Raw genomic sequence first — 20,088 nt, 5'->3', positions numbered from 1 at the left:
GCCCGCCATGTTCGCCAACCGCATCAGCCAGACCCTGCACGACGAACATCGCGCCACCATCGCGCTGATGGAGCGACTGGAGGCGGCGATCTCGCGCCGGCAGCCGATTAGCATTGCCGATTCCGCGGGCGCGCGGCTGCTCGCCGATCTCGCGGCCGCGATCGAAGCCGACACGCTGCGCCATTTCAATTTCGAAGAAACCCAGTTGTTCACGATGTTCGACTCGGTCGGCGACCAGCTGATCGGCGATCACCTGACCGAGGAGCACAACTTCATGCGGCCGCTCGGCGAGAAGCTGATCGCACTGGCGCGGGCCGCTCAGGCTGGCGGCTTCGACGCCGAGAGCTGGCGCGAGTTCAGCCGTTCCGGCGCCGAGCTGGTCCAGCGCATGGTGGTGCATGTCCAGAAGGAAGAGATGGCGCTGCTGCCGTTGCTCGATCAGACCATGGACGAGGCCACCGAAGCTCGTCTCCACGATGCCTATGTCCGCGCCTCGCAAGGAGCGGAAGCGACATGACCCCATCGCCCGCCGCGCCCCGCGGCTTCGGCCGCTTGATCGGCATCCACGGCCGGCTGGTGCTGATCGCGCTGGTCGCGGCGGTGCCGATGCTGATTCTGGCGCTTGTGATCGTCGCCCAGCTCACCGACAGCAAGCGGCAGGTCAAGAACGAGGCGCTGCTGTATTCGGGGCGGCTGCTGCTGGAAAGCGTCGACAAGGAGATCAGCCGCTATGTTTATGCGGCGGAGACGCTGACGGCGTCGCCGGCGCTGCTCGCGGATGATCTATCCGGTTTTCGCAGCGAGGCGGGCCGCACGCTGGCGGCATTGCCGTTCGCCAAGATTCAGGTCGCCGATCGCAACGGTCGTATCCTGCTCGACAGCACAACGGCGGGCAGCGATCCGCAGCCGTTGGCCGATGCCGATGTTCTTGCGGCTGGGCAGCGCGCGGTCGCGACGGCGACGCCGCAGATCGGGTATTTGGCCCGTACGCTCGACGGCGAGACGGTGATCGGGATCACTATGCCGGTGCGGCGCGATGGGATGGTCGTTCGTCAACTCATTATCGAGATCGAGCCCCGACAGATCCGCGCGCTGCTCGATGCCCAGCATCTGCCGGAAGGTTGGGAAGCCGCGATCGCAGATAGCAACGGCCATCTGGTGGCGCGCTCATTGCCGGGCGAATGGGCCGGGCGGGCGATTTCATCGAGCTGGCGCGGGCTGTTGGGGCGCGAGGGGCTGCAGGAATTCTCGACGCCCGAGGGCGTGCTGAAAGTCTCCTCGGCATTTCGCTCGCAGCTCACCGCCTGGACCATCGCGGTGGGGCAGCCGAAGGAGATCTTCGAAGCGCCGATCCTGCAGACGTTTCAGCTCGCGCTCGCCGCCGGCTTGATCGTGATCGTGATCTCTTGCGGATTGGCGGCCTGGATCGCCCGCAGCGTGACGTCGCCGATCCGTTCGCTGGCCGCCAGCGCGACTGCGCTCGAATGCGCCGAGCGGATCACGATGCGGCGATCCGGCATCCCTGAGTTCGACCGCGCTTTCCGTGCCTTCGATGAGGCGGCGCGGCTGGTGATCGCGCATCAGCGCGCGCTGCACGACAGCGAGGAGCGGATCAGCGTCGCCCAGGACGCCGCCCATGCGGGGATCTGGGAATGGCGGATGGAGGACAACCGTCAGATCTGGACCGATCCGCTGTTCAGGCTGTACGGCCTTCGGCCGAAGGCCCGCCGTCCGTCATTCGACACCTGGATCTCGGTGATCGACCCGGCCGATCGCACGCGTGCGGTCGAGGCCGTAGAGCAGGCGGTCGCTGTCGGGCGCGAATTCGAGGTTCAGTGGCGCGTGAATTCCGGCGCGGTCGCTGAGCCGCGCTGGCTGCTGTCGCGCGGCCGGCCGTTGCGCGGGCCCGACGGTGAGGTCGAGCGCTACGTCGGCATCGTCATCGACATCACCGAGCGCAAGCGCATGGAGGAGGCGGTCCGGGAAGGCGAGGTGCGGCTCCTGCACGCCGCCCGGCTGTCGGAGATCGGCCGGATGGCTGCGGCTTTGGCGCACGAGGTCAACCAGCCGCTCGCGGCGGTGGCCAACTACATGGCCGGCGCGCGGCGGATGATCGAGCAGGACAGCGAGCCGAGCCTTCTGATGCGCAAGGTCAAGGACGCGGTCGAGAAGGCGAACGGTCAGGCGCTGCGTGCTGGTGAGATCATCCGGCGCCTGCGCGAGTTCGTCGGAGTGGGCGACTCCGAAAGGACGATCGAGGACGCGCGCTCCGTGCTGCAGGACGCCGCGCTGCTCGCCACCATCGCGGCGGAGCACGATGGCATCACAGTCCGAACCGCTTTCGCTGACTCTGGTGAGGTGCTGGTCGACAAGATCCAGATCCAGCAGGTGGTGCTCAATCTGGTCCGCAACGCCATCGAAGCGATGGCGGGCGCGTCGACCAAACAATTGACGCTGGGCCTGCAGCAGCGCGGCGGCTGTCTCGAATTCAGCGTGAGCGACACCGGCTCAGGCATCGCGCCCGATGTACGCGAGCGGCTGTTCAGTCCGTTTTCGACGACCAAGCCGGGCGGCATGGGGATCGGCTTGTCGGTGTGCCGCGAGATCGTCGAAGCGCATGGCGGCAAGATCTGGGCGGATACGAGTCCCGCCGGCGGCATGGTGTTCAGCTTCACCTTGCCGCTGCTCCGCGAGGAATTGGCGATGGCCGAGCAGGGCGCGGCGTAGCGACGCTCTACTGCGGCCGGCCGTCCGAGGGCGGCGGGAGATCGTCGTCGTTCGGGCGCCGGCCGAGGATCGTGACCTGCTCGTCGTAGCCTCGGCGACTGCTGTAGAACACCAGCACCATCAGACCAATGCCGATCACCAGCGAGAACGCGATGCCGATCGTCATGGCGATGTAGCCTTGCGCCGGCACCTCGACGTCGCCGACCACGAGCCCCTCATAGGCGAAGAACACTGCCAGGCCGAGCAGCACCAGCAGCGCCGTTACCATTGCCCATACGCCGATCGAGGTTTTTCGGGGCGGGGGGCGGCGCGGTTCGGCAGAGGGTGTCGGATCCATGATCATCGTCTCCGCTGTTGCTGGGCGTTCCCCGCCCGCAACAAACCTACGCCTGACAGAGCCATTGGTTCTGTCGCCACCGGCTGAGTGCCATGACGCCGAAATGGCCGAGCGGCTCGAACACCACGTTGTCGATCGGCACGGTCGCCGCGGCGCGCTTGACCAGGGCCCGCCTGCGGGCCCTGGGAACGTAGCGATCGAAGCTGCCGACCGAGAACCGGCTGGCCGGATCGATCCGATCGAGCCATTCGATCGGGTGGAGGCCACGTAGTGCGCGGGTGAAATCACCGAGCGTGACGCCGGCCGCTTCGGCCTCGCGGCGCACCGGTCGCGCCGCGGGACTTTGCCAGATCATCAGGTCGCCGCGATCGGCCGAAGCGAAGCTCCACAGCGGCGTGCGGTAGCGGCCGGCGAGCAGCGTCGCGGGTACCGATCCCATGCTGAGGCCGACCAGCACCGGCGGGCGCCGACGCTCGATCTGGTCGGCGGCATCCTCGATCACTGCGCGATTGGCGCGCGCGCAGACGTCCGGGTCTGCGGCGACCACTGCGGCAGGCAGCTCGTAGCAGAGCCGCCATTGCCGCAGTCCGACCAGACCGAAGTCGAACGCAGTCTTGAAGCTGGTCCGCCATGGCAGGAAGTAGATCGCCCCGTTCGGGTCGTTGCCGACGATCCGGCGAAACGGATCTGCGCGCGCCATGGCAGTCGTCCGTCAGTAGGTGCTGGTGCCGTAGCTCGCACCACGCGACGACAGCAGGCGGGACAGCGACACGATCTGGTACAGCGCCGACAGTGCCACCAGGATGTACACGATCCGCGCGGCGGCCGACGAGGTCGCTGTCTCGTTCGCGCCGTTACCGAGAATTGCGGTGACGAGATCGAAATCGAACAGGCCGACGAGTCCCCAGTTCAAGCCGCCGATGATGATCAGCAGAAGCGTCAGGGCGTTGATGATGCGCATGGTTTTCTCCGTTGATGTTGGTGATCCAACAGTGCGGAGAGAGGCGCGTTCCTAAAGCGAAGATGCGCGCTGAGTTTGCGCGATTAGAAATGTCGTACCTGCTTCGAGATCAAGCGGCATCGCTGAGCATCTCAGATGAACGGCTTGCCGCCGGTGACCGCCACTGTCGTCCCGGATGTGTAGCTGGACAGCGGATCGGCCAACATCACATAGGCGGTGGCGAGTTCGGCGGGCTGGCCGGCGCGGCCGAGCGGGACCTGTTTGCCGAAGTTCTTTACCGAGTCCTCCGGCATCGTCGATGGAATGAGCGGCGTCCAGATCGGGCCGGGGGCGACCGCATTGGCGCGGATGCCTTTGTCGGCGAGCATCTGCGCCAGGCCGCCGGTGAAGTTCTGGATCGCGCCCTTGGTCGTGGCGTAGGCCAGCAGGATCGGGTTCGGCATATCGGAATTGACCGACGCGGTGTTGATGATCGCGCTGCCCGGCTTCATGTGCGGCACCGCGGCCTTGGTCAGATAGAACATCGCGTGGATGTTGACCGCAAACGTGGTCTGCCACTCCTCGTCGCTGATGTCGCCGATATCGTTGAAGGTGGCCTGATGTGCGGCATTGTTGACCAGGATGTCGATGCCGCCGAGTTCCTTGACGGCGCGGTCAACTGTTTTGCGGCAATGATCCGGCTGGCTGATATCGCCGGCCACGAGCACGGCCTTGCGGCCCTCGGCCTCGACCAGCGCCTTCACCTGTTGCGCGTCGTCGTCCTCGTTCAGATAGGCGATCAGCAGGTCGGCACCCTCGCGAGCGTAGGCGATCGCGACCGCACGTCCGATGCCGCTGTCGCCACCGGTGATGATCGCGACCTTTCCGGTCAGCTTGCCTGAGCCCTTGTAGCTGTGTTCGCCGTGATCAGGACGCGGCGTCATCTCGTCGGTCGAGCCCGGCATCGATTGGCGCTGGCTCGGGTAGGGCGGCTCCGGGTAAGTCTGCGTCATCGGCTGCTCCTCATGTTGCAGCGCTAACCGCGGGGGAGCGTGGCTGTTCCTTGGCGGGGCCGATCGGTCAGGTATCGAACAGCGCGCTGATCACCGTTTCAGGATCCGCCGGCTTCTCGCAGCGGACGATGTGATCGAACCGCGGCGGAATGGTGTGGTGGTCATAGCCGGTCGCGAACACGAACCGCACGCCGCGCGCGGTGAGTTCGTCGGCGAGCGGGAAGACCATCCTGCCTTGCAGATTGATGTCGAGCACCGCGCCGTCGAGATGCGGGTTCGATGAAAGGGCAGCCATCGCGTCCTCGACTCGCGAAAACGGGCCCACCACCTCTGCGCCGCTTTCCTCGAACTTGCGCACCATGTCGTCGGCGATGAAGTACTCGTCCTCGACCAGGAGAATACGCCGGCCGGACAGGGCTGAGGATGGACTGCTCATGGCGCCTGCTCCGCTTCGGTCGTATCGAGAGGAAGGCTGATCGTGCATCGCACGCCGGTGTCTCTCAACTCGAATGTGGTGGTCGCGCTCAGCGCGTAGGGCAGCGCGCGTTCGATCAGTCTGCGGCCATAACCGCCGGTCTGCTCGCCCTGGGTATCGGGTTGTTCCGGGCTGCGGCCGTGTTCGATCCAGACGAGTTCGAGCTGGCGGCCGGATGGCAGCATGCGAACCTGCCAGATGACGTCCAGTCGCCCGGTCAGGATCGCCAGGGCCCCGTATTTGCGGGCATTGGTCGCCAGTTCGTGCAGCGCCAGCGCCAGGGTCTGAACGCTCGAATTGCGCAGCGGCACGTTGGGACCGCTGATCGCGACGCGGGTTCTGTCGATTGCGCCCAAGGCATCCAGCGCCACCCGCACAAGCGTGGCGATGGTAATTGGTTCCTGCGCTGAGCGTGACAGCAGCCCCTGGACGCGGGCGAGCGCCGCCAGCCGGTCGTTAAACTGCGATTGAAACCTTTCCATCGTCCGGCTGGTCGACATCGTCTGCCCGGCGATCGACTGCACGACGGCGATCAGATTTCGGGTGCGGTGCTGCAGCTCGGTCACCATCACTTCCTGCCGCTGCTGCATCCGGCGCAGGGTGTCGATGTCGGTGGACGTTCCGAGCCAGCTCAGGATTTCGCCGGCGCTGTTGCGCACCGGCGCTGCCCTGATCGCGAACCAGCGATAGCTGTCGGTGTGGCCATGCCGAATCCGGTACTCGGTCTTGAACGCCCCGGCTTCGTGGGCCTCCGACCACGCCTTCAGCGCCAGGGGCCGATCGTCTGGATGCACGGCGTCCTGCCAGCCGAAGCCAACGCTCCGCTCGGTCGGCAGGCTGGTGAAGTCGCTCCACTGCGGGCTCGACCAGATCCAACTGCCATCGAGCGCTGCCTGCCATACCTGTTGCGGAATGCCCTCGATCACGACGCGCAGCCGGGTCTCGCTCTCGCGAATCCGTTCTTCATTGCGGCGACGTTCGGTGACGTCCTGACCAATCTTGAGGAAGCCGTGGACCTGTCCGTCGGGCCCCCGAACGCTGGTGACGCTGCCCTCGATAAACACACGTGAGCCGTCCTTGTGTACGTGCCAGCGGACGTTCGGCGCCGCGCCTTCACGCCGGGCGGTCTCGATCTCCTTGACATCCTCGCCGCGGGCCCGGTCCTCCGGTGTGAACAACATGTTGGCTGATCGGCCTTTGGCTTCTTCAGCCGTCCATCCGAACACCGCTTCGGCCCCGGGCAGCCAGTCGATGATCCGATCGACCGCATCGGTGGTGAAGATCGCATAGTCGTGGGCGGCTTCGACGATCACCCGGAACCGTTCTTCGGCTTCACGGAGCGCGCGCACTTTGTTGAGACGATCGATCACCGGGCCGAGGATGGTGGAGTAGGTGCGAAGGAATTCCACGTCATCCTGCGAAAAGTCGCGGGGGTTGCGGCTGTCGACCTGGAGCAGGCCATAAGGGCGGCCGCCCGGCAGAAAGATCGGCACATTGGCAAGCGCGACGACGCCCGCGGCCTTCAGGAAGGCTGGCAGCTCGAACCTCGCCTCGGTCCGGACATCGCGGCTTGTGACGGGCACGCCGGCCTCGATCGAGAACGTCTCGGACGTGAGTTCGCGCATCGGCAGGCGAAGGTTGCCGACGATGCCGGCGTCCCAGCCGACGCCGGCGCGCACGAACAGGCTCTGGGTACGTTTTTCGATTTCCAGAACTTTCGCCCGATGAGTGCCGAGGGCGTCGCCGACAAGGCGGCAGGCTTCGGTCAGGACGTCGGTGAGATTTTCATTGCGAAGCGCAAACTCACCAAAGTCGGCCAGGAGCCGCTGCCGCTTTCGCCATTGTTGGTGATCGTCCATCGCCGGACTCCGGTGAGAATCGGCGCCTTCACCCCCGCGAGGGAGCAGGCGTTCCTGGGCCGATTCACCGTGCTGTCAGCGGCGCGCTTCGCGGGATTCTAGCCAAGCGATGATTCCAAGCGCGGCCTCCATCGACCGTGCCCGGCGTTCCCAGTTCTCGTGAGCCTCGTGATCGCCGCTCTCTTCGGCTTCCTGCTTCCAGCGGTCGGAAAACACCGACAGCCGTTGCTCGAGCGACAGATGCTGCTTGGTTCGGTTGCGACGCTTCTTCACGCAGATCCCTTTCGTCGTTGGGATCAGGCTAGAAGCGGAGCACCCTGGATGCATTCACCTATGCTAATTGAACCGCAAAAGAAGGCGCACAACGGCGCCAACCGGGCGGCAAATTGTCAAGACTACTTGACAATTCTCAGTTTGCGCCGCGCCGCCCGATCCGTTCCGACAAGGGAAACCGGATGGTGCAGCGAAACCCGTCCGGCTCGAACGCGAGGTCGGTCTCGGCCTTGAGTTCGTATCCAAGCGTGCGGGTCAGCACCTCGGTGCCAAAGCCGTTGTGGGATGGCTGGGGAACAGCCGCGGTATCAGTTTCTTTCCAGACGAAGGTCAGCAGCGGGGCTGTGCCGTCGCCGTCGACGGTCCAGGAGATCGCGATGCTGCCGTTACCGCCGAGGGCGCCGTGCTCGACGGCGTTCACCGCCAGTTCGTGGACGGCAAGAGCGAGCACCTGGCCGGCGCGGGCCTGCAGATGCAGGTCGGGCCCGGCGAAGGTGGCGCGCTCGCCGTCGCGGACCTGATAGTGCAGCAATTCGTCGGCCAGGAGCTTGTGGAAGTCGATGGCGCCCTGTTCGTCGGCAACGGCCTGGGCACGCATCAGCGCGTCAAGCCGGTCCTCCAGATGACCGACATAGGAATCGAGATCGCGGCGGGCGCCGGCCGACTTGCGGATGATCGTGCGCAGCATGGCCATGGTGCTGCGCAGGCGGTGCCGCAGCTCGCCCGGGGCGTCACGTTGGTCCAGCAGGCGCCGCAGGCGGCGGTTGTCCGCTTCAAGTTCAGCGATCCGGCTGTTGGTGTCGTCGATCGGCATGCGCATGCTCACAGCGAAGTCTGGCTGATGTCGGGGTTGTCGGCATTCAGCAGCGACAGCGGGCCGAACAGATGCAGGTAGCCGTCGTCGAAGAACGACAATTCGCGCAAGCCTTCGAGGTTGTGAATCGTCAGGCGGCGACCCCGCAGTGAAATCATGCCGGTTTTTCTCAACTCTTGCAGCGAGCGGTTGATATGCACCATCGACAAGCCGAGCAGATCGCCGAGATCGGCCTGGGTGATCGGCATGTCGTAGGAGAGCTCGTCGCCATCTACGAGGCCGATCATCCCCAGCCGTAGATGCAGCTCACAGAACAGGTGGCCGAGCCGTTCGGTGGCGCTGCGGCGCCCGAGGCTGACGAGGTGTTCGCGCTCGATCGCGGACGCGACCAGCAGGTCCCACCACAGCGCTTCTTCGATCCGGGGGCTGAGCTGCGCCACGCTACGGATCGCATCCGTGCGGACCTGCGCAATCACGCAAGGCGTCAGCGTGCCAATGGCATGGTCCATGAAACGGGGAAGCACGCCGAACGGCTCACAAAGGTCGCCGGGGAGGAACAGCGAGATGATCTGGCGGCGGCCGTTCTCCAGCGTCGTGTAGCGGCAGGCCCAGCCGTCGACCACCAGCGGCAGATAGCGCGGCTGTCCGCCCAGCGGCACGACATCTTCGCGGGCGCCGAGGGTGCGGGCCACCTGCGTCAGCCGGAGGAGGGTCTCCTCGTGCTCTTTGGTCAGTCGTGCTCCGTGTCGGAGCTTACGCAGAAACGGGTGAACCATCGGTACACCTTTTACGAATGGCTCGATCAGGGCGATGTCGAAACCCGCGCTCTAACATTTATCAATCAATTCGACCCCTGCAATCACCCGCATGAGCACATCGGAACACCATCGCCATGGCGCGTTGTCGCACAAATCCTCGGGAAGCTCACACCACGGGACGACTGCATCGCAACACGCCCTTCGCGAATTGGTTCCCTCGCGTGCCTGGCCATATCGCTGCTTGAGCTTCGGTTCTGGCGTCGGCGGGGTTTCACCTAAGTTAGAGACGCTGGCCGGAGACCGATACTATGCTGCCAATCAATCCTGTGGACTTCTTCTCAGCGTCCGTTCCACCAGCCACCTAGCGCATTTCGGCCGAGAGAGTGATGATCGAAGACGATTTCGACAGCCGGACCGTCGCCAACATGACGGTCGCTCTTGAGCGGATTTGCGGGACGTTGCCTGACGGTGAGGACCACGCCGTCCGGGCGCGGGTGGCGGAAGCAATCCTGACCTGCGCCCGCGAGGGGCGCCGCACCCTCGGCGACTTCGAAGCAGCTGGCCGGCGCGCATTGCGGCGCCCGCCCGAAGAGGCTCCCAGCGCCGACTGACGGGCGCGGAGCGGTTTTGTGATCCGCTGCATGCCCGATCAAGCAGCCAGCGGAACCAGCGCCACGATGCGGCGGGTCTGCCGGTCGACGATCACCAGCCGGTCCGACACCACCAGACACTGATCGCCCCAATACCCGTTCATGATCTCTGTAACCTCCGGCGGCAGATCGCTAAGTGTGATCTGGTCGGGACCAGGACGCCGATCATCAATTCAAACCTTGCCTGGTCGGCGCGCTGCAGATCCGATTGGCCGGCGATGATGCCGCTGACTTGGCGGCGTTGATCGTCCGACAGCGACAGCGGCTGGGCTGAACCTTTGATCGCTCGCTGGCGCTCGCCCGCTGGGCCGGGCTGGCCGCCGGGGTCGTTTTTGCCGACCGTGCTTTCGCCGGAGCGCTGTGCTTGCTTACTGGGAAGCGTAGTGACGTCACGGCCCGCCGAGCCGCCCGCACTGCCGGGCGCGCGGCCGAGTGGATTGTCGAAAAACGACCAGCCAAGCACGCCGAGAAACAGCACTGCGGCGACGACGGCCGCGACCAGCATCATGCGCTGGTTGCCGCCGAGGTCGCGGTTGCCAGCTCGCCTTCTTCGATCGTTCATGTGATCTATCCAATAGAACTCACGAGGATGAGCCGGTGAGCGCGGGGCGCCGCGCTCATCGGCACATGATCATTCAGCGGCAAGCGCCTTGGAGTCGATCTGTTCGCTCTGCGCGCCGGAGAGTGGACGGGCCGGGCCGAGCACCGGTTCTTCTCCCAGCGGTTCGAAATGACCGGCGTAGAACTCGCCGCGGCCGTCCATCGAGGGGCCGGTGGAGAACCGTCCCTCCGGCGGCGGCGTGCCGTCGCGCGAAGTGCCCATCATGAAGTAGCTGAAGCGCTGATGCTCCTGGCGTTGATCGAAGCTGTTCGGGATCGGCAGCGCCGCGGTGCCGCCCAGTTCCTCGATCACCGCAAGCCATTGTTGCTGATGCATGGTGTCGCGCGCGATCATGAAGTGCAGCATGTCCCGCATGCCGGGATCGGAGGTGGAGTTGAACAGCCGCACCGCCAGCGTCCGCCCGGTGGCTTCGGCGGCGACGTTGCAATACATATCGGCGGCGATGTTGCCGCTGGCGTAGATGTGCGAGCAGTCGAACGGCACGCCGTCGGAATTGGCCGGGAAGGCTGCGAGGCCGGTCGAGAGCAGATGGCGTTGCATCATGCCTTCGAGTACCTGGCGCGTGCTTTCGCCCCCCATCACCGCGCCGACCACCTTGTCGGCGGCCCCTTCTTCCTTTGCGCTCAGCGGCGCATCTTCGAGGTTCAGCGCGACCGCGGTCGCCAGCATCTCGACATGCCCCATCTCCTCGGTCGCGGTATTGAGCAGTAGGTCGCGATACTTGTTGTTGGGCGCGCGTGCGCCCCAGGCTTGGAAGAAGTACTGCAAGCAAACCCGGATCTCGCCCTCGATGCCGCCAATCGCCTGCTGAAGCTGTCGGGCGAAAAGAGGATCGGGATTCTCGACACGGACAGGATATTGCAGCCGCTTGTCATGGTAGTACATCGAGTTGTCCTTTCGAGCTCTGGGAATTCCGGCGCGAGCCGCATTGAGGCTCGTCGTCAGCTGGTCGGCCAACCGATCGTCCGGACCATCGTTCCTAATTGAACACCTGCTGATCGTCCGCTGATCGGGAACGTTGGATGCAGACATTGATTGGTGGTGATCATCACCAGGGAGGATTGCGATGGAGGACACCATCAAGAGCCTGCTCGACAAACAGCCGGCCGAAGGATCGCGAGAGACGATCGACCGGCAGCTCGCGCAGCAGGAGCAGAGGAAGCAACAGAACGGCGAGGCGCTGTTCCGCGATCAGCTCGGCGGCGCAGTGCTGGAAGTGTGGGGCGACTTGCCGCGCGATCTGCAGGAGGCGATCTTCGAAATCGCGATGCGAAACGCGCCGGAGCAGCGGAATGAGCTCGCCAAGCTGCTGCACGAGCGCCATCCGCGCACCGAGCAATCGCCGCAGTCGTAGGATATAGCAGAAGGGCAGGACGTTGGCTTGATTGCCCGACGCGCGTATCAGGGGTTGGGCCGCAAACCCGACCGAAGACATGCGGCACCGTCGATGAAGCGCGCTAGTCTAAAGAGTCGCGATCTGATCGCCGCGATCGGCGGTCCGATGGGGGATGGTTTCGCAGGACCGTTCGATGTGCGGGACGCGGCGCAGATGCAGATAGTCCGGGGTAAATCCGGAAACTTGCACGAGCGCATCCCAATTGGTGATGGTGATCGTCTTCGATCGCCATTGCAACCAAGCGCTGTGGCGCAGATCCTGAATGATGCGGTTGGCGTGAACCGCCGAGATGCCGCAAGCCGCGGCAAGATCCGACTGTGTGAACGGCGAAGGAAAGCAGTAGTCGCGCGCCTGGCCGACCGCCTGCAGCCGCGTGGCGATCTCGCACAGCAAATGCGTGACACGGGTGAGCGAGTCGCGGGCGCCGAGATTGACCACCCAGTTTCGCAACGCTGAGACGTCCGCGAGCGCCAGCATCGCCAGAGCATGCGCCATCTGGCGGCTCTGCACCGCGATCGATCGGAAGAAGGCATGCGGCACCAGCGCCACCACGGCGGGACCGAGCGCATTCAGCGTCGCCTGCCGGCTCGGCGCCAGGATCGTGTGTAAGTCCGGCACGTCGCCGGGCACGTGGATCGACGTGATCAACGCATCTCCGCGGTCGCCTTCGCGCCAGCACAGATAGCCTTGCAGCACGACGCAACAATCGTCGGAGCGTTCACCTTGGCGGAGGCGTTCGTGCGGCTTGAGATGCCGAATGGTGGCGGGCATGCTGGCAAGCAGTTCGAGGTCCTGGTCGGACAGCTCCGCAAGACTGGTGAGACGATTGGCCAAATTGGTGAATGCGAAGCCAGTTCGCATCGGCGGTTCACTCTCACTGACGATCACGGCAGCGCAGAGTAGCGAGCCGTGACCCCGCGGTCTTTATCATAGGATATAGAGCGATATTGACCGGCCGATGCGGCGCGGCTCAGTACGACTGAGACGAACGGTTCAGGCCGTGTGGCCGGGATCGTTGTTCCGTGGCGTCTTTTTCGCACGCTGCGGCGTCATGCGATCGCCGTCCCGCTGACTGCCGTCGGTGGTGGAGCCGAGTTCTTCCCGAGCAATATCGTCCTCACTGAACGACGGTTCGCGACCGTTGATCGGCGTGTCGGTCGGATGCGTCAGGCGAGTACGGTTTGCCATGTGGGCTTCCTCAATGTGTGAGGCCGATCAGCGATCTTGCCGATAGCCTTGGCTGTGGGTGTTCTGTTCGATGTTGTCGCGCTTGCCGCGCTCGGCATCGACGTCGCGGACGCCGCGATCATCGTGCGGCGCCGAAACAGGATCGGCGCCCGGGCCCTTAGCTGCGATTGTCCGGCGCAATTGGTGGTCGCTTGGTCATGGTTGATCCTCCTGTGCCGTGAACGCGAGGCGATCGGGGGCGTTCCTGGAGGTTGCTGAACTCGCTCCGCCACAGGAACAACTGCCCGTTTCGGCACTTAGGGACACCATGGAAGACGACAAGCTCGACGCCAAACGCACCGGTAATGAACCTGCGCCACTGCTGATGATCGCGGTTGCCGTGGTTCCGCTGATCGCCATCGTTGCTTGGCTGCTGGGCGTATTCGGCTGAAAACTCAGAGCCGATGTGCCTTCACCATCGCCTGAAGCCGCAGCGCGTCACCCGGCGCTGCGCTTTTCTGGTCATTGTCGAAATAGACATACACGTCGTGGCCCGCGCGCTTCCAGCCTGCGGCGCGCTTGGCCCAGTGTTCCAGGGCCGCGACAGAATAGCGGCCTTTGTAACGGCCGCCCGGACCATGTCCACGGATGTAGACGAAATCTGCGGTGCGCCGCCACGGCGCCGGCGCGTCGTGGTGATCCGAAAGACACAGCGCGATGTTGGCACCGCGCAGCAGTCTGAACACCTCCGCTGTGTACCAGCTCGGGTGGCGGAATTCGAAGGAGTAACGTCGCCGCGCGGACAGCATCGGCAAGAAGTCGCGTAGGCGGCCTGTATCGATTTCGAACTGCGGCGGCAATTGAAACAGGATCGGGCCGACCTTATCGCCGAGTAGCGCCAGGCGGTCTTCCATCAGCGCGAGGCTGTTGGCGGATTTTTCCGACAGCCGTTTCCAATGCGTGATGAACTTCGAGGCCTTCCAGGCGAACACGAAGTCTGTGCCGGTCTGGTCGTGCCAGGACTGCACGGCGGCTGGCGTCGGGGTGCGATAGAACACTCCGTTGAGCTCGGTAGTGGCGAGTTGGCTGGCGTAGTACTGCAGCTGGTGCTTGATCGGAAAGCCGTCGGGAAAGAACGGCCCGCGCCACGACTGATAGTGCCATCCCGATGTGCCGATCAAGATCCGCGCCAAGACGATGTGCTCCAGGTTGCCTTCGCGACAAGCGGCGTCCGCTGTGCTGGTTCCGAACTGCTGGCGAGGAACGGGCGATAGTGGCGCCGGTTGACCGCGAAACCATCGGAGCATGTCATGACCGAACAACGTCCCTTCGCCGTCGTCACCGGAGCTTCCACCGGCATCGGCTTCGAGCTCGCCAAATGCTGCGCCCAAGCCGGCTTCGATCTGCTGATCGCGGCGGATGAACCGCAGATCGAAAAGGCTGCCGCCGAGCTGCGCGCTGCCGGCGTCTCGGTCGAGCCGGTGCAGGCCGATCTGTCGACCCAGCAGGGCGTCGACCGGCTGGCGGAGGCGACCAACGGGCGGCCGGTCGATGCGTTGATTGCCAATGCCGGCCGCGGGCTCGGACACGCGTTTCTCGATCAGGACATCGAGCAAGCCCGCAAGGTGATCGACACCAACGTCACCGGCACGGTGCTGCTGGTCCACCGTATCGGCAACGAGATGCGCCGGCGGAACGCGGGGAGGATCCTGATCACCGGCTCGATCGCCGGTTTCACGCCGGGCAGCTTCCAGGCGATCTACAACGCCACCAAGTCGTTCCTCAACTCGTTCTCCTTCGCGCTACGTGACGAGCTGAAAGACACCAAGGTGACCGTCACCTGCCTGATGCCTGGGGTCACCGACACCGAGTTCTTCCGCCGTGCCGACATGCTGGATACGGCGGTTGGTACTGCCGACAAGGACGATGCCGGCGAGGTCGCCCGGATCGGGTTCGACGCGATGATGAGTGGTGAGGGCGATGTCGTCAGCGGATGGAAGAACAAGCTGCAGACCACGGCGGCCAACGTGATCCCGTCCGGTGTGCTGGCGAGCCAGCATCGCAAGATGGCGGAGCCCGGCAGCGCCAAGCGCTGAGGCGCCCGTGACACAGGCGATTGAAACGGGCATCCGGCGGATGTCCGGGCGGTTTGTGGCGGCAATCACCAATGTGCGGGCGGAGATACCCGCCTGACCCTGACGGCGCGCCCGCCTTCCGACATGCGCAGCAAGCAAGATCGCGCCCATGCACGGCGTTGACGTGATGGCAGCGGTCGGGTGGCATCGGTGCGATGTTCGCCGACAACTCAACGGAGTTGCGCGGCCGGCTGCAGCGCGGCAGCCTGAGGAGGTGTGGCGGAACGTCGGATCACGCGGAGACCGTCGATCGCTTGGATGCCGGGTGCAAGCGCCGCCACCATATCGTCGTACCCGGTCTGCCACCGCTGCGCCAAAGCGCGCCGGGAGAAGTTGAAGCTCTTCTCCGGCCCCGGTTCGCTCGGGCCTGCGCGATAGCTCAACAGGGTAGTCTCGTCCTGGAACTCCGCTGCCCCGGCGGCGCTGCGCTCGAGCGCCCTGATCCGGATCTTGTCCTTCAAACGCAGGTAGGTTTGATTGCCAAATAGCAGGTCGTTCTTGCGCTCGAGCGCCGCTTCCAGCGAGGCAGGCGGATGATCGTCGCGTGCATACAGATCCAGCACGAACAGCCGCAGCGGCCCCACGGACTCGGCCAGGATCGGATCGAACGGCGCATTCAGCGACAGCCCGCCGTCGACCAGTGTCCGAACGCCGATCGTCACCGGCGCGAACTCCGGCAAGAAACCACAGCTGGCCAGCAGGTGATCGAGCTCGATTGGCTCGCGGTGGGAGTCGAAAATCACTGGGTCTCCGCTGCAGACGTCGGTGGCGGCGATCGAGAGCCGCAGGTCGCCTCCATTGATGCGGCCGAAATCGATCAACCGCGCGAGCCGGCGGCGCATCGGTCCGAGATCGTAAAGACTCCGGAAGCCGAACGGTGCCGGCAACCGCGGATGGAAGTGGTTCGGGTCGCCGATCAGATGTGCCGTCACCGCGCTGATCCAGCCTTCCAGATGCGGGAGTGGCGACCAAGTGGGTTCACTGCGGGTCAGACTCCAGAACTCGCGCAAGGCATCGATGCGACGAGGCGGCGGATTGCCCGCGATCAGCGCGGCGGTGATTGCGCCGGCTGAGGAGCCTGCGAGCCAGTGCAACGGCTGAGCTCGCTGTGCGAAAGCCTCGAATGCGCCGCCGTGATACGCCGCGAGGCTGAGGCCGCCGGCGAACACCAGGACTGTGACGGTGCCGTCGTTGTGGTCGGGGCGCGCGGCCAAGCTAAGTGGCCTCCGAGGCGTGGCCATTGCGGCGCCGGGCATCGTCGGTCAGCGCCTGCGCGCAGGCCCAGTCCAGCATGGTGATGCCACCGACAGCCGCGAGGGCCAGCGCGACGTTGCCGCGTTTCGGATTATCGCGGCGGAGCTGTAGCGCCAGCGTGCCGACATCGAGCGCGTCGCCGCCGACCCGGCTCCAAACCGATGCGGCCGACTCGGTGGTGAGGATGGCGACACCTGAAGCGATCTCTCGTGCGCCATAGAGCTGCAGCAGATGCTCGTTGCCTTCCATGCCGAGCGCGCGTGCGAGACGACGCGGCGCCAGCACCTCCGCCGCGCCGAGGCCGAGCGACACCCATCCGAGGAACCGGGCCAGCCGGCGGGATTCGCTTGGCGTCATTTGCAGGGAGGCAGAAGTCATCGGTACGCTCTCCATCAGGTTCACCCGCCAACGATGCCGATCGTGCAGCGTTCCAACTCAGCCTGGGCGCCGGATTGGAACGTGGCCGGAGGCCGACGGTTCTTTGCGTATCCACGATGGAGAGCGACGTGCGTGTGATCCCGACCCGCCTTCACGGCGCGATCGATTATCTGGTGTCGGTTTTGGTGCTGGCGTTGCCGTTCATGGCCGGTGAGCAGGGCGGCCCGCGCTGGGTATTCGCGGCGGTGGGCTGCGCGGGAATCACCTACAGCCTGATCACTGATTACGAGTGGGGCGTCGTGCGGCTAGTGCCGATGCCGTGGCATCTAGCGCTCGACTTGGTGTTTGGCGTTGCAATGCTCGCCCTTGGCATCTTCCTCTGGCTATCACTCCTCGGGGTGATCAGCGCCGTGATCGGCATCGCTGCGCTGATCCTGGCGGCCATCACGGAGCTGCGCCCGCGCACAGCGTGCCAGATCGCATCATGATCAAGCCGCCACCGGCCGAGCCGATCGAGGCTGCCATCCACCTCTGCGTCGATATGCAGCGGATCTTCGCGCGCGGCGGTGTGTGGGAGACGCCGTGGATGGAGCGCGTCCTGCCGGTGGTCGTGGATGTCTCGAACCACTATGCGAGATCAACGATCTTCACCCGCTTCATCACGCCCGAGCATCCGGAGCAGCGGCCGGGGCGGTGGCAGCGTTACTACCAGCGCTGGGAGGCCGCTTTGCGGCCCAATCTGGAGCCGGAACAGCTCGACCTAGTGCCGGAGTTGCAACGCCTGGTGCCGCCTGCGCAGGTGATCGACAAGCCGGTGTACTCCGCCTTCAAGCATTCACCTCTGGCATCGCTTCTGGTCGAGCGTGGCATTGGTACCGTTGTGGTCTCTGGGGCCGAAACCGACGTCTGCGTACTCGCGACGGTGCTCGATGCCGTCGATCTCGGCTTTCGCGTCGTGCTGGTCGAGGATGCGCTGTGCAGCTCGTCCGACCCTGGTCATGACGCACTGATGACGATGTACCGCACCCGATACGGCCAGCAGATCGATCTCGTCAGTCGGGAAATGTTGTTCGATCTCTGGAAGTTTTGACGCAGACGAAGGCCTAGTTCCGATAGGAACGGTGCACATCCGGCCACGTTGAACGCGCGATCATTTCAACTGGAGACTGAAGAATGGCTCAGGACGCACGTGAGATCTTTGTTACCGGGCTGCGCAACGCCCACGCCATGGAGACCCAGGCGCGGGAGATGATGGAGCGGCAGTCCGAACGGCTCGACGACTATCCGGAAGTGAAGGCGCGGGTGCAGCAGCATTTGCAGGAAACCGAAGGCCAGCTCAAGCGGCTCGACGAGTGCCTGTCCGCCTGCGGCGAAAGCGCCTCGATGCTGAAGGACACCACGCAGTCGTTCATGGGCAACATGGCGGCGCTGGCTCACACCGTGATGCCCGACGAGATCCTGAAGAACACCTCCGCCAACAATGCCTTCGAACATTTCGAAATTGCCGCCTACAAATCGCTGCTGGCGCTCGCCGACATCGCCGGCTTCGGTTCGGCCAAGCCGCTGCTGCAGGCGTCGCTGAAGGAAGAAGAAGCCATGGCGGCGTGGATCGACCAGAATATCGACAGCGTCACACGATCCTACGTTCAGGCCCAGGCGGCCTGAGCTTGCACTCCTGATAAATCGGAAGACTGTGGCCGGGCTCAGCCCGGCCATTTGCGTTGGTTGCCCTGCATTGATGGCACTCGGTCCCCCAAGACCGACGATGGCCGGGGCGATCCCGGCCATGATGAAGTCGTTGCATGTCGGTTAGTGGCTGAGCCCGCTCAGCTTGGTTTCATCACCACCTTGATGCAGCCCTCCTTCTTGTCTCGGAAGGTCTTGTAGAGTTCCGGGCCTTCTTCCAGCGTGGCGCGGTGGGTGATCACGAACGAGGGATCGATCTCGCCCTTTTGGATGCGGCCGAGCAGTTGCGGCAGATAATGCTGCACCGGAGTCTGCGCCATCCGCATCGTCAGGCCGCGGTTGATCGCCGAACCCATCGGGATCTTGTCGAGCAGTCCCCCATAAACGCCGACGATCGACACTGTGCCGAAGTTTCGGCAGCAGTGGATCGCTTGGCGCAACACGTGCGGCCGGTCCGTGCCCATGAAGGTGGCCATCTTCACGCGGTCGACCATCGAGTCGAAGCTCGCCATTGCGGCGGCTTCGGTTCCGACCGCGTCGATGCACGCATCGGCACCGCGGCCGTTGGTGAGATCCTGGATCTTGTCGTAGACGTCGTCGTCCATGAAGTTGATGACGATCGCGCCGGATTGTCGCGCCATCTCCATGCGCTCCGGCACTGTGTCGATCGCGATCACGCGTTCGGCGCCGAGCAGGAAGGCGCTCTTGATCGCCATCTGGCCGACAGGGCCGCAGCCCCACACTGCTACGGTTTCACCACCTTTGAGATTGCAGAAGTCCGCTGCCATGAAACCGGTCGGGAAGATATCGGACAGGAACAGAACCTGTTCGTCGGTCAGACCATCGGGCACTTTGATCGGACCGACGTCGGCATACGGCACGCGCAGATACTCGGCCTGACCACCGGCATAGCCGCCGAGCATATGCGAGTAACCGAACAGGCCAGCGGGCGAATGGCCCCACATCTTCTCAGCCGCCTTGGCGTTGGGATTCGATCGCTCGCAGCCTGAATAGAAGCCGCGCTGGCAGAAGAAGCATTCGCCGCAGGAGATGGTGAACGGGACCACCACCCGATCGCCGACCTTGAGCTTGGTATTCTCGGAACCGACCTCGACGACTTCACCCATGGTCTCGTGGCCGAGCACGTCACCGCTCTGCATCGACGGCATGATTCCGTCCATCAGGTGCAGGTCCGAACCGCAGATCGCGCAGGCCGTCACTTTGATGATCGCATCGCGGCCGTGTTCGATTTTAGGATCCGGCACGCTCTCGCAGCGGATGTCGTTCTTGCCGTGCCAGGTCAGAGCTTTCATCTGCAGTTCCTCGTCGTTGATGGCGAGGGGAAAAGCCGAACATGGTCGGTTGTTCCTGTTGTTGGGCTGGAACGCCGCGACCTGAAGACGCGACTGGTTAGTTAGGAACGGCGTCTCTGAAGCTCCGTTGGCCTTTGCGAAAACTCAGCAATCAGAACAATGACAGGAGCGACGATGATGCGGAAGACGACGACAGCGATGGCCGTGCTTGCAGTGCTGGCGCTTGGCGCCAGCCAAGTGATGGCCCAAGGCGGTGGTGGCGGCGGTGGAGCCGGCGGCGGCGGGGGTGGT

At 64.5% G+C, this 20,088-nt stretch carries 28 protein-coding genes; 9 read left to right on the top strand and 19 right to left on the bottom strand.

Annotation, left to right across the window (positions count from 1 at the left end; translation table 11 throughout):
- The first annotated feature begins 7 nt into the window (after positions 1–7).
- Together DY467_RS18840 and DY467_RS18835 are read left to right on the top strand one after the other, a co-directional pair.
- Positions 8–517 (top strand): hemerythrin domain-containing protein, encoded by a 510-nt coding sequence (locus DY467_RS18840; protein ID WP_164638203.1) that lies wholly within the window; start codon positions 8–10, stop codon positions 515–517.
- The gene (locus DY467_RS18835) at positions 514–2,727 is read left to right on the top strand and encodes a sensor histidine kinase (RefSeq protein WP_164638202.1); all 2,214 of its coding nucleotides are present in this window, start codon (positions 514–516) and stop codon (positions 2,725–2,727) included. The genes DY467_RS18840 and DY467_RS18835 overlap by 4 nt, the downstream gene beginning before the upstream one ends.
- 7 nt (positions 2,728–2,734) lie before the next feature.
- Here the strand turns inward: DY467_RS18835 and DY467_RS18830 are convergent, their stop codons facing one another.
- The 9 genes from DY467_RS18830 to DY467_RS18790 form a co-directional block, all read right to left on the bottom strand.
- Positions 2,735–3,064: a hypothetical protein gene (locus DY467_RS18830; RefSeq protein ID WP_349627660.1), complete on the bottom strand. Its 330-nt coding sequence runs from the start codon at positions 3,062–3,064 to the stop codon at positions 2,735–2,737.
- 46 nt (positions 3,065–3,110) lie between these two features.
- Positions 3,111–3,764: an alpha/beta fold hydrolase gene (locus tag DY467_RS18825; RefSeq protein ID WP_164638200.1), complete on the bottom strand. Its 654-nt coding sequence runs from the start codon at positions 3,762–3,764 to the stop codon at positions 3,111–3,113.
- A 12-nt stretch (positions 3,765–3,776) separates the two neighbouring features.
- Complete coding sequence (locus DY467_RS18820) at positions 3,777–4,025, bottom strand: DUF378 domain-containing protein (protein WP_107344033.1); 249 nt, start codon at positions 4,023–4,025, stop codon at positions 3,777–3,779.
- A 131-nt stretch (positions 4,026–4,156) separates the two neighbouring features.
- On the bottom strand, positions 4,157–5,017 hold the full coding sequence (locus DY467_RS18815; RefSeq protein ID WP_164638198.1) for an SDR family oxidoreductase: 861 nt from the start codon (positions 5,015–5,017) through the stop codon (positions 4,157–4,159).
- A 67-nt stretch (positions 5,018–5,084) separates the two neighbouring features.
- On the bottom strand, positions 5,085–5,453 hold the full coding sequence (locus tag DY467_RS18810) for a response regulator (RefSeq protein ID WP_107344035.1): 369 nt from the start codon (positions 5,451–5,453) through the stop codon (positions 5,085–5,087).
- On the bottom strand, positions 5,450–7,351 hold the full coding sequence (locus DY467_RS18805; protein ID WP_164638196.1) for a PAS domain S-box protein: 1,902 nt from the start codon (positions 7,349–7,351) through the stop codon (positions 5,450–5,452). The genes DY467_RS18810 and DY467_RS18805 overlap by 4 nt, the downstream gene beginning before the upstream one ends.
- Positions 7,352–7,426: 75 nt before the next feature.
- Entirely contained in the window at positions 7,427–7,624 is a 198-nt protein-coding gene (locus tag DY467_RS18800) for a hypothetical protein (protein ID WP_107344037.1), read from the bottom strand.
- A gap of 136 nt (positions 7,625–7,760) precedes the next feature.
- Positions 7,761–8,438, bottom strand: a complete 678-nt coding sequence (locus DY467_RS18795) for an HWE histidine kinase domain-containing protein (RefSeq protein ID WP_164572313.1) — start codon at positions 8,436–8,438, stop codon at positions 7,761–7,763.
- Positions 8,439–8,446: 8 nt separating this feature from the next.
- Positions 8,447–9,214: a Crp/Fnr family transcriptional regulator gene (locus DY467_RS18790; protein ID WP_107344038.1), complete on the bottom strand. Its 768-nt coding sequence runs from the start codon at positions 9,212–9,214 to the stop codon at positions 8,447–8,449.
- A gap of 368 nt (positions 9,215–9,582) precedes the next feature.
- Here DY467_RS18790 and DY467_RS18785 point away from each other — a divergent pair, with 368 nt between their 5' ends.
- Complete coding sequence (locus tag DY467_RS18785) at positions 9,583–9,807, top strand: hypothetical protein (RefSeq protein ID WP_107344039.1); 225 nt, start codon at positions 9,583–9,585, stop codon at positions 9,805–9,807.
- Between the two features lie 38 nt (positions 9,808–9,845).
- Here the strand turns inward: DY467_RS18785 and DY467_RS18780 are convergent, their stop codons facing one another.
- The 3 genes from DY467_RS18780 to DY467_RS18770 form a co-directional block, all read right to left on the bottom strand.
- Positions 9,846–9,950, bottom strand: coding sequence for a DUF1236 domain-containing protein (locus tag DY467_RS18780; protein ID WP_246701581.1), 105 nt, complete (start codon positions 9,948–9,950; stop codon positions 9,846–9,848).
- Positions 9,947–10,408, bottom strand: coding sequence for a hypothetical protein (locus tag DY467_RS18775; protein WP_164638194.1), 462 nt, complete (start codon positions 10,406–10,408; stop codon positions 9,947–9,949). Before DY467_RS18775 ends, DY467_RS18780 begins: the two co-directional genes overlap by 4 nt.
- 69 nt (positions 10,409–10,477) lie before the next feature.
- Positions 10,478–11,353 (bottom strand): manganese catalase family protein, encoded by an 876-nt coding sequence (locus tag DY467_RS18770; protein WP_164638192.1) that lies wholly within the window; start codon positions 11,351–11,353, stop codon positions 10,478–10,480.
- A 181-nt stretch (positions 11,354–11,534) separates the two neighbouring features.
- Here DY467_RS18770 and DY467_RS18765 point away from each other — a divergent pair, with 181 nt between their 5' ends.
- Positions 11,535–11,822 (top strand): hypothetical protein, encoded by a 288-nt coding sequence (locus DY467_RS18765; RefSeq protein WP_164638170.1) that lies wholly within the window; start codon positions 11,535–11,537, stop codon positions 11,820–11,822.
- 108 nt (positions 11,823–11,930) lie between these two features.
- Here the strand turns inward: DY467_RS18765 and DY467_RS18760 are convergent, their stop codons facing one another.
- The 3 genes from DY467_RS18760 to DY467_RS18750 form a co-directional block, all read right to left on the bottom strand.
- A complete protein-coding gene (locus tag DY467_RS18760; RefSeq protein WP_164638190.1) occupies positions 11,931–12,725 on the bottom strand; it encodes a Crp/Fnr family transcriptional regulator in 795 nt (264 codons plus the stop codon).
- 132 nt (positions 12,726–12,857) lie between these two features.
- Positions 12,858–13,052 (bottom strand): hypothetical protein, encoded by a 195-nt coding sequence (locus DY467_RS18755; protein ID WP_164638188.1) that lies wholly within the window; start codon positions 13,050–13,052, stop codon positions 12,858–12,860.
- Between the two features lie 27 nt (positions 13,053–13,079).
- A complete protein-coding gene (locus DY467_RS18750; RefSeq protein WP_164638186.1) occupies positions 13,080–13,232 on the bottom strand; it encodes a hypothetical protein in 153 nt (50 codons plus the stop codon).
- Positions 13,233–13,359: 127 nt separating this feature from the next.
- Here DY467_RS18750 and DY467_RS26730 point away from each other — a divergent pair, with 127 nt between their 5' ends.
- Positions 13,360–13,482, top strand: coding sequence for a hypothetical protein (locus DY467_RS26730; RefSeq protein ID WP_263991434.1), 123 nt, complete (start codon positions 13,360–13,362; stop codon positions 13,480–13,482).
- Positions 13,483–13,486: 4 nt separating this feature from the next.
- Here DY467_RS26730 and DY467_RS18745 read toward each other — a convergent pair whose 3' ends face one another.
- Entirely contained in the window at positions 13,487–14,224 is a 738-nt protein-coding gene (locus tag DY467_RS18745) for a DUF72 domain-containing protein (protein WP_164638184.1), read from the bottom strand.
- A 117-nt stretch (positions 14,225–14,341) separates the two neighbouring features.
- Between DY467_RS18745 and DY467_RS18740 the strand changes: the two genes are divergently transcribed.
- Positions 14,342–15,127, top strand: a complete 786-nt coding sequence (locus DY467_RS18740; protein WP_164638182.1) for an SDR family NAD(P)-dependent oxidoreductase — start codon at positions 14,342–14,344, stop codon at positions 15,125–15,127.
- Between the two features lie 209 nt (positions 15,128–15,336).
- Here DY467_RS18740 and DY467_RS18735 read toward each other — a convergent pair whose 3' ends face one another.
- Together DY467_RS18735 and DY467_RS18730 are read right to left on the bottom strand one after the other, a co-directional pair.
- A complete protein-coding gene (locus tag DY467_RS18735; protein WP_246701580.1) occupies positions 15,337–16,380 on the bottom strand; it encodes a patatin-like phospholipase family protein in 1,044 nt (347 codons plus the stop codon).
- Position 16,381: 1 nt separating this feature from the next.
- On the bottom strand, positions 16,382–16,798 hold the full coding sequence (locus DY467_RS18730) for a hypothetical protein (protein ID WP_164638180.1): 417 nt from the start codon (positions 16,796–16,798) through the stop codon (positions 16,382–16,384).
- Positions 16,799–16,914: 116 nt separating this feature from the next.
- Here DY467_RS18730 and DY467_RS18725 point away from each other — a divergent pair, with 116 nt between their 5' ends.
- From DY467_RS18725 to DY467_RS18715, 3 genes are all read left to right on the top strand, one after another.
- Entirely contained in the window at positions 16,915–17,286 is a 372-nt protein-coding gene (locus tag DY467_RS18725) for a hypothetical protein (RefSeq protein ID WP_164638178.1), read from the top strand.
- Positions 17,283–17,888 (top strand): cysteine hydrolase family protein, encoded by a 606-nt coding sequence (locus DY467_RS18720; protein ID WP_164638176.1) that lies wholly within the window; start codon positions 17,283–17,285, stop codon positions 17,886–17,888. The genes DY467_RS18725 and DY467_RS18720 overlap by 4 nt, the downstream gene beginning before the upstream one ends.
- 83 nt (positions 17,889–17,971) lie before the next feature.
- Positions 17,972–18,463, top strand: coding sequence for a ferritin-like domain-containing protein (locus DY467_RS18715; RefSeq protein WP_164638174.1), 492 nt, complete (start codon positions 17,972–17,974; stop codon positions 18,461–18,463).
- Positions 18,464–18,624: 161 nt separating this feature from the next.
- Here DY467_RS18715 and DY467_RS18710 read toward each other — a convergent pair whose 3' ends face one another.
- Positions 18,625–19,797, bottom strand: coding sequence for a zinc-dependent alcohol dehydrogenase (locus DY467_RS18710; RefSeq protein ID WP_164638172.1), 1,173 nt, complete (start codon positions 19,795–19,797; stop codon positions 18,625–18,627).
- Between the last annotated feature and the right edge of the window lie 291 nt (positions 19,798–20,088).

It is taken from the genome of Rhodopseudomonas sp. BR0G17 (assembly GCF_010907025.1).
GTDB classification, from domain to species: domain Bacteria; phylum Pseudomonadota; class Alphaproteobacteria; order Rhizobiales; family Xanthobacteraceae; genus Rhodopseudomonas; species Rhodopseudomonas palustris_H.
This window is presented reverse-complemented; position numbering and strand designations above follow the sequence as displayed.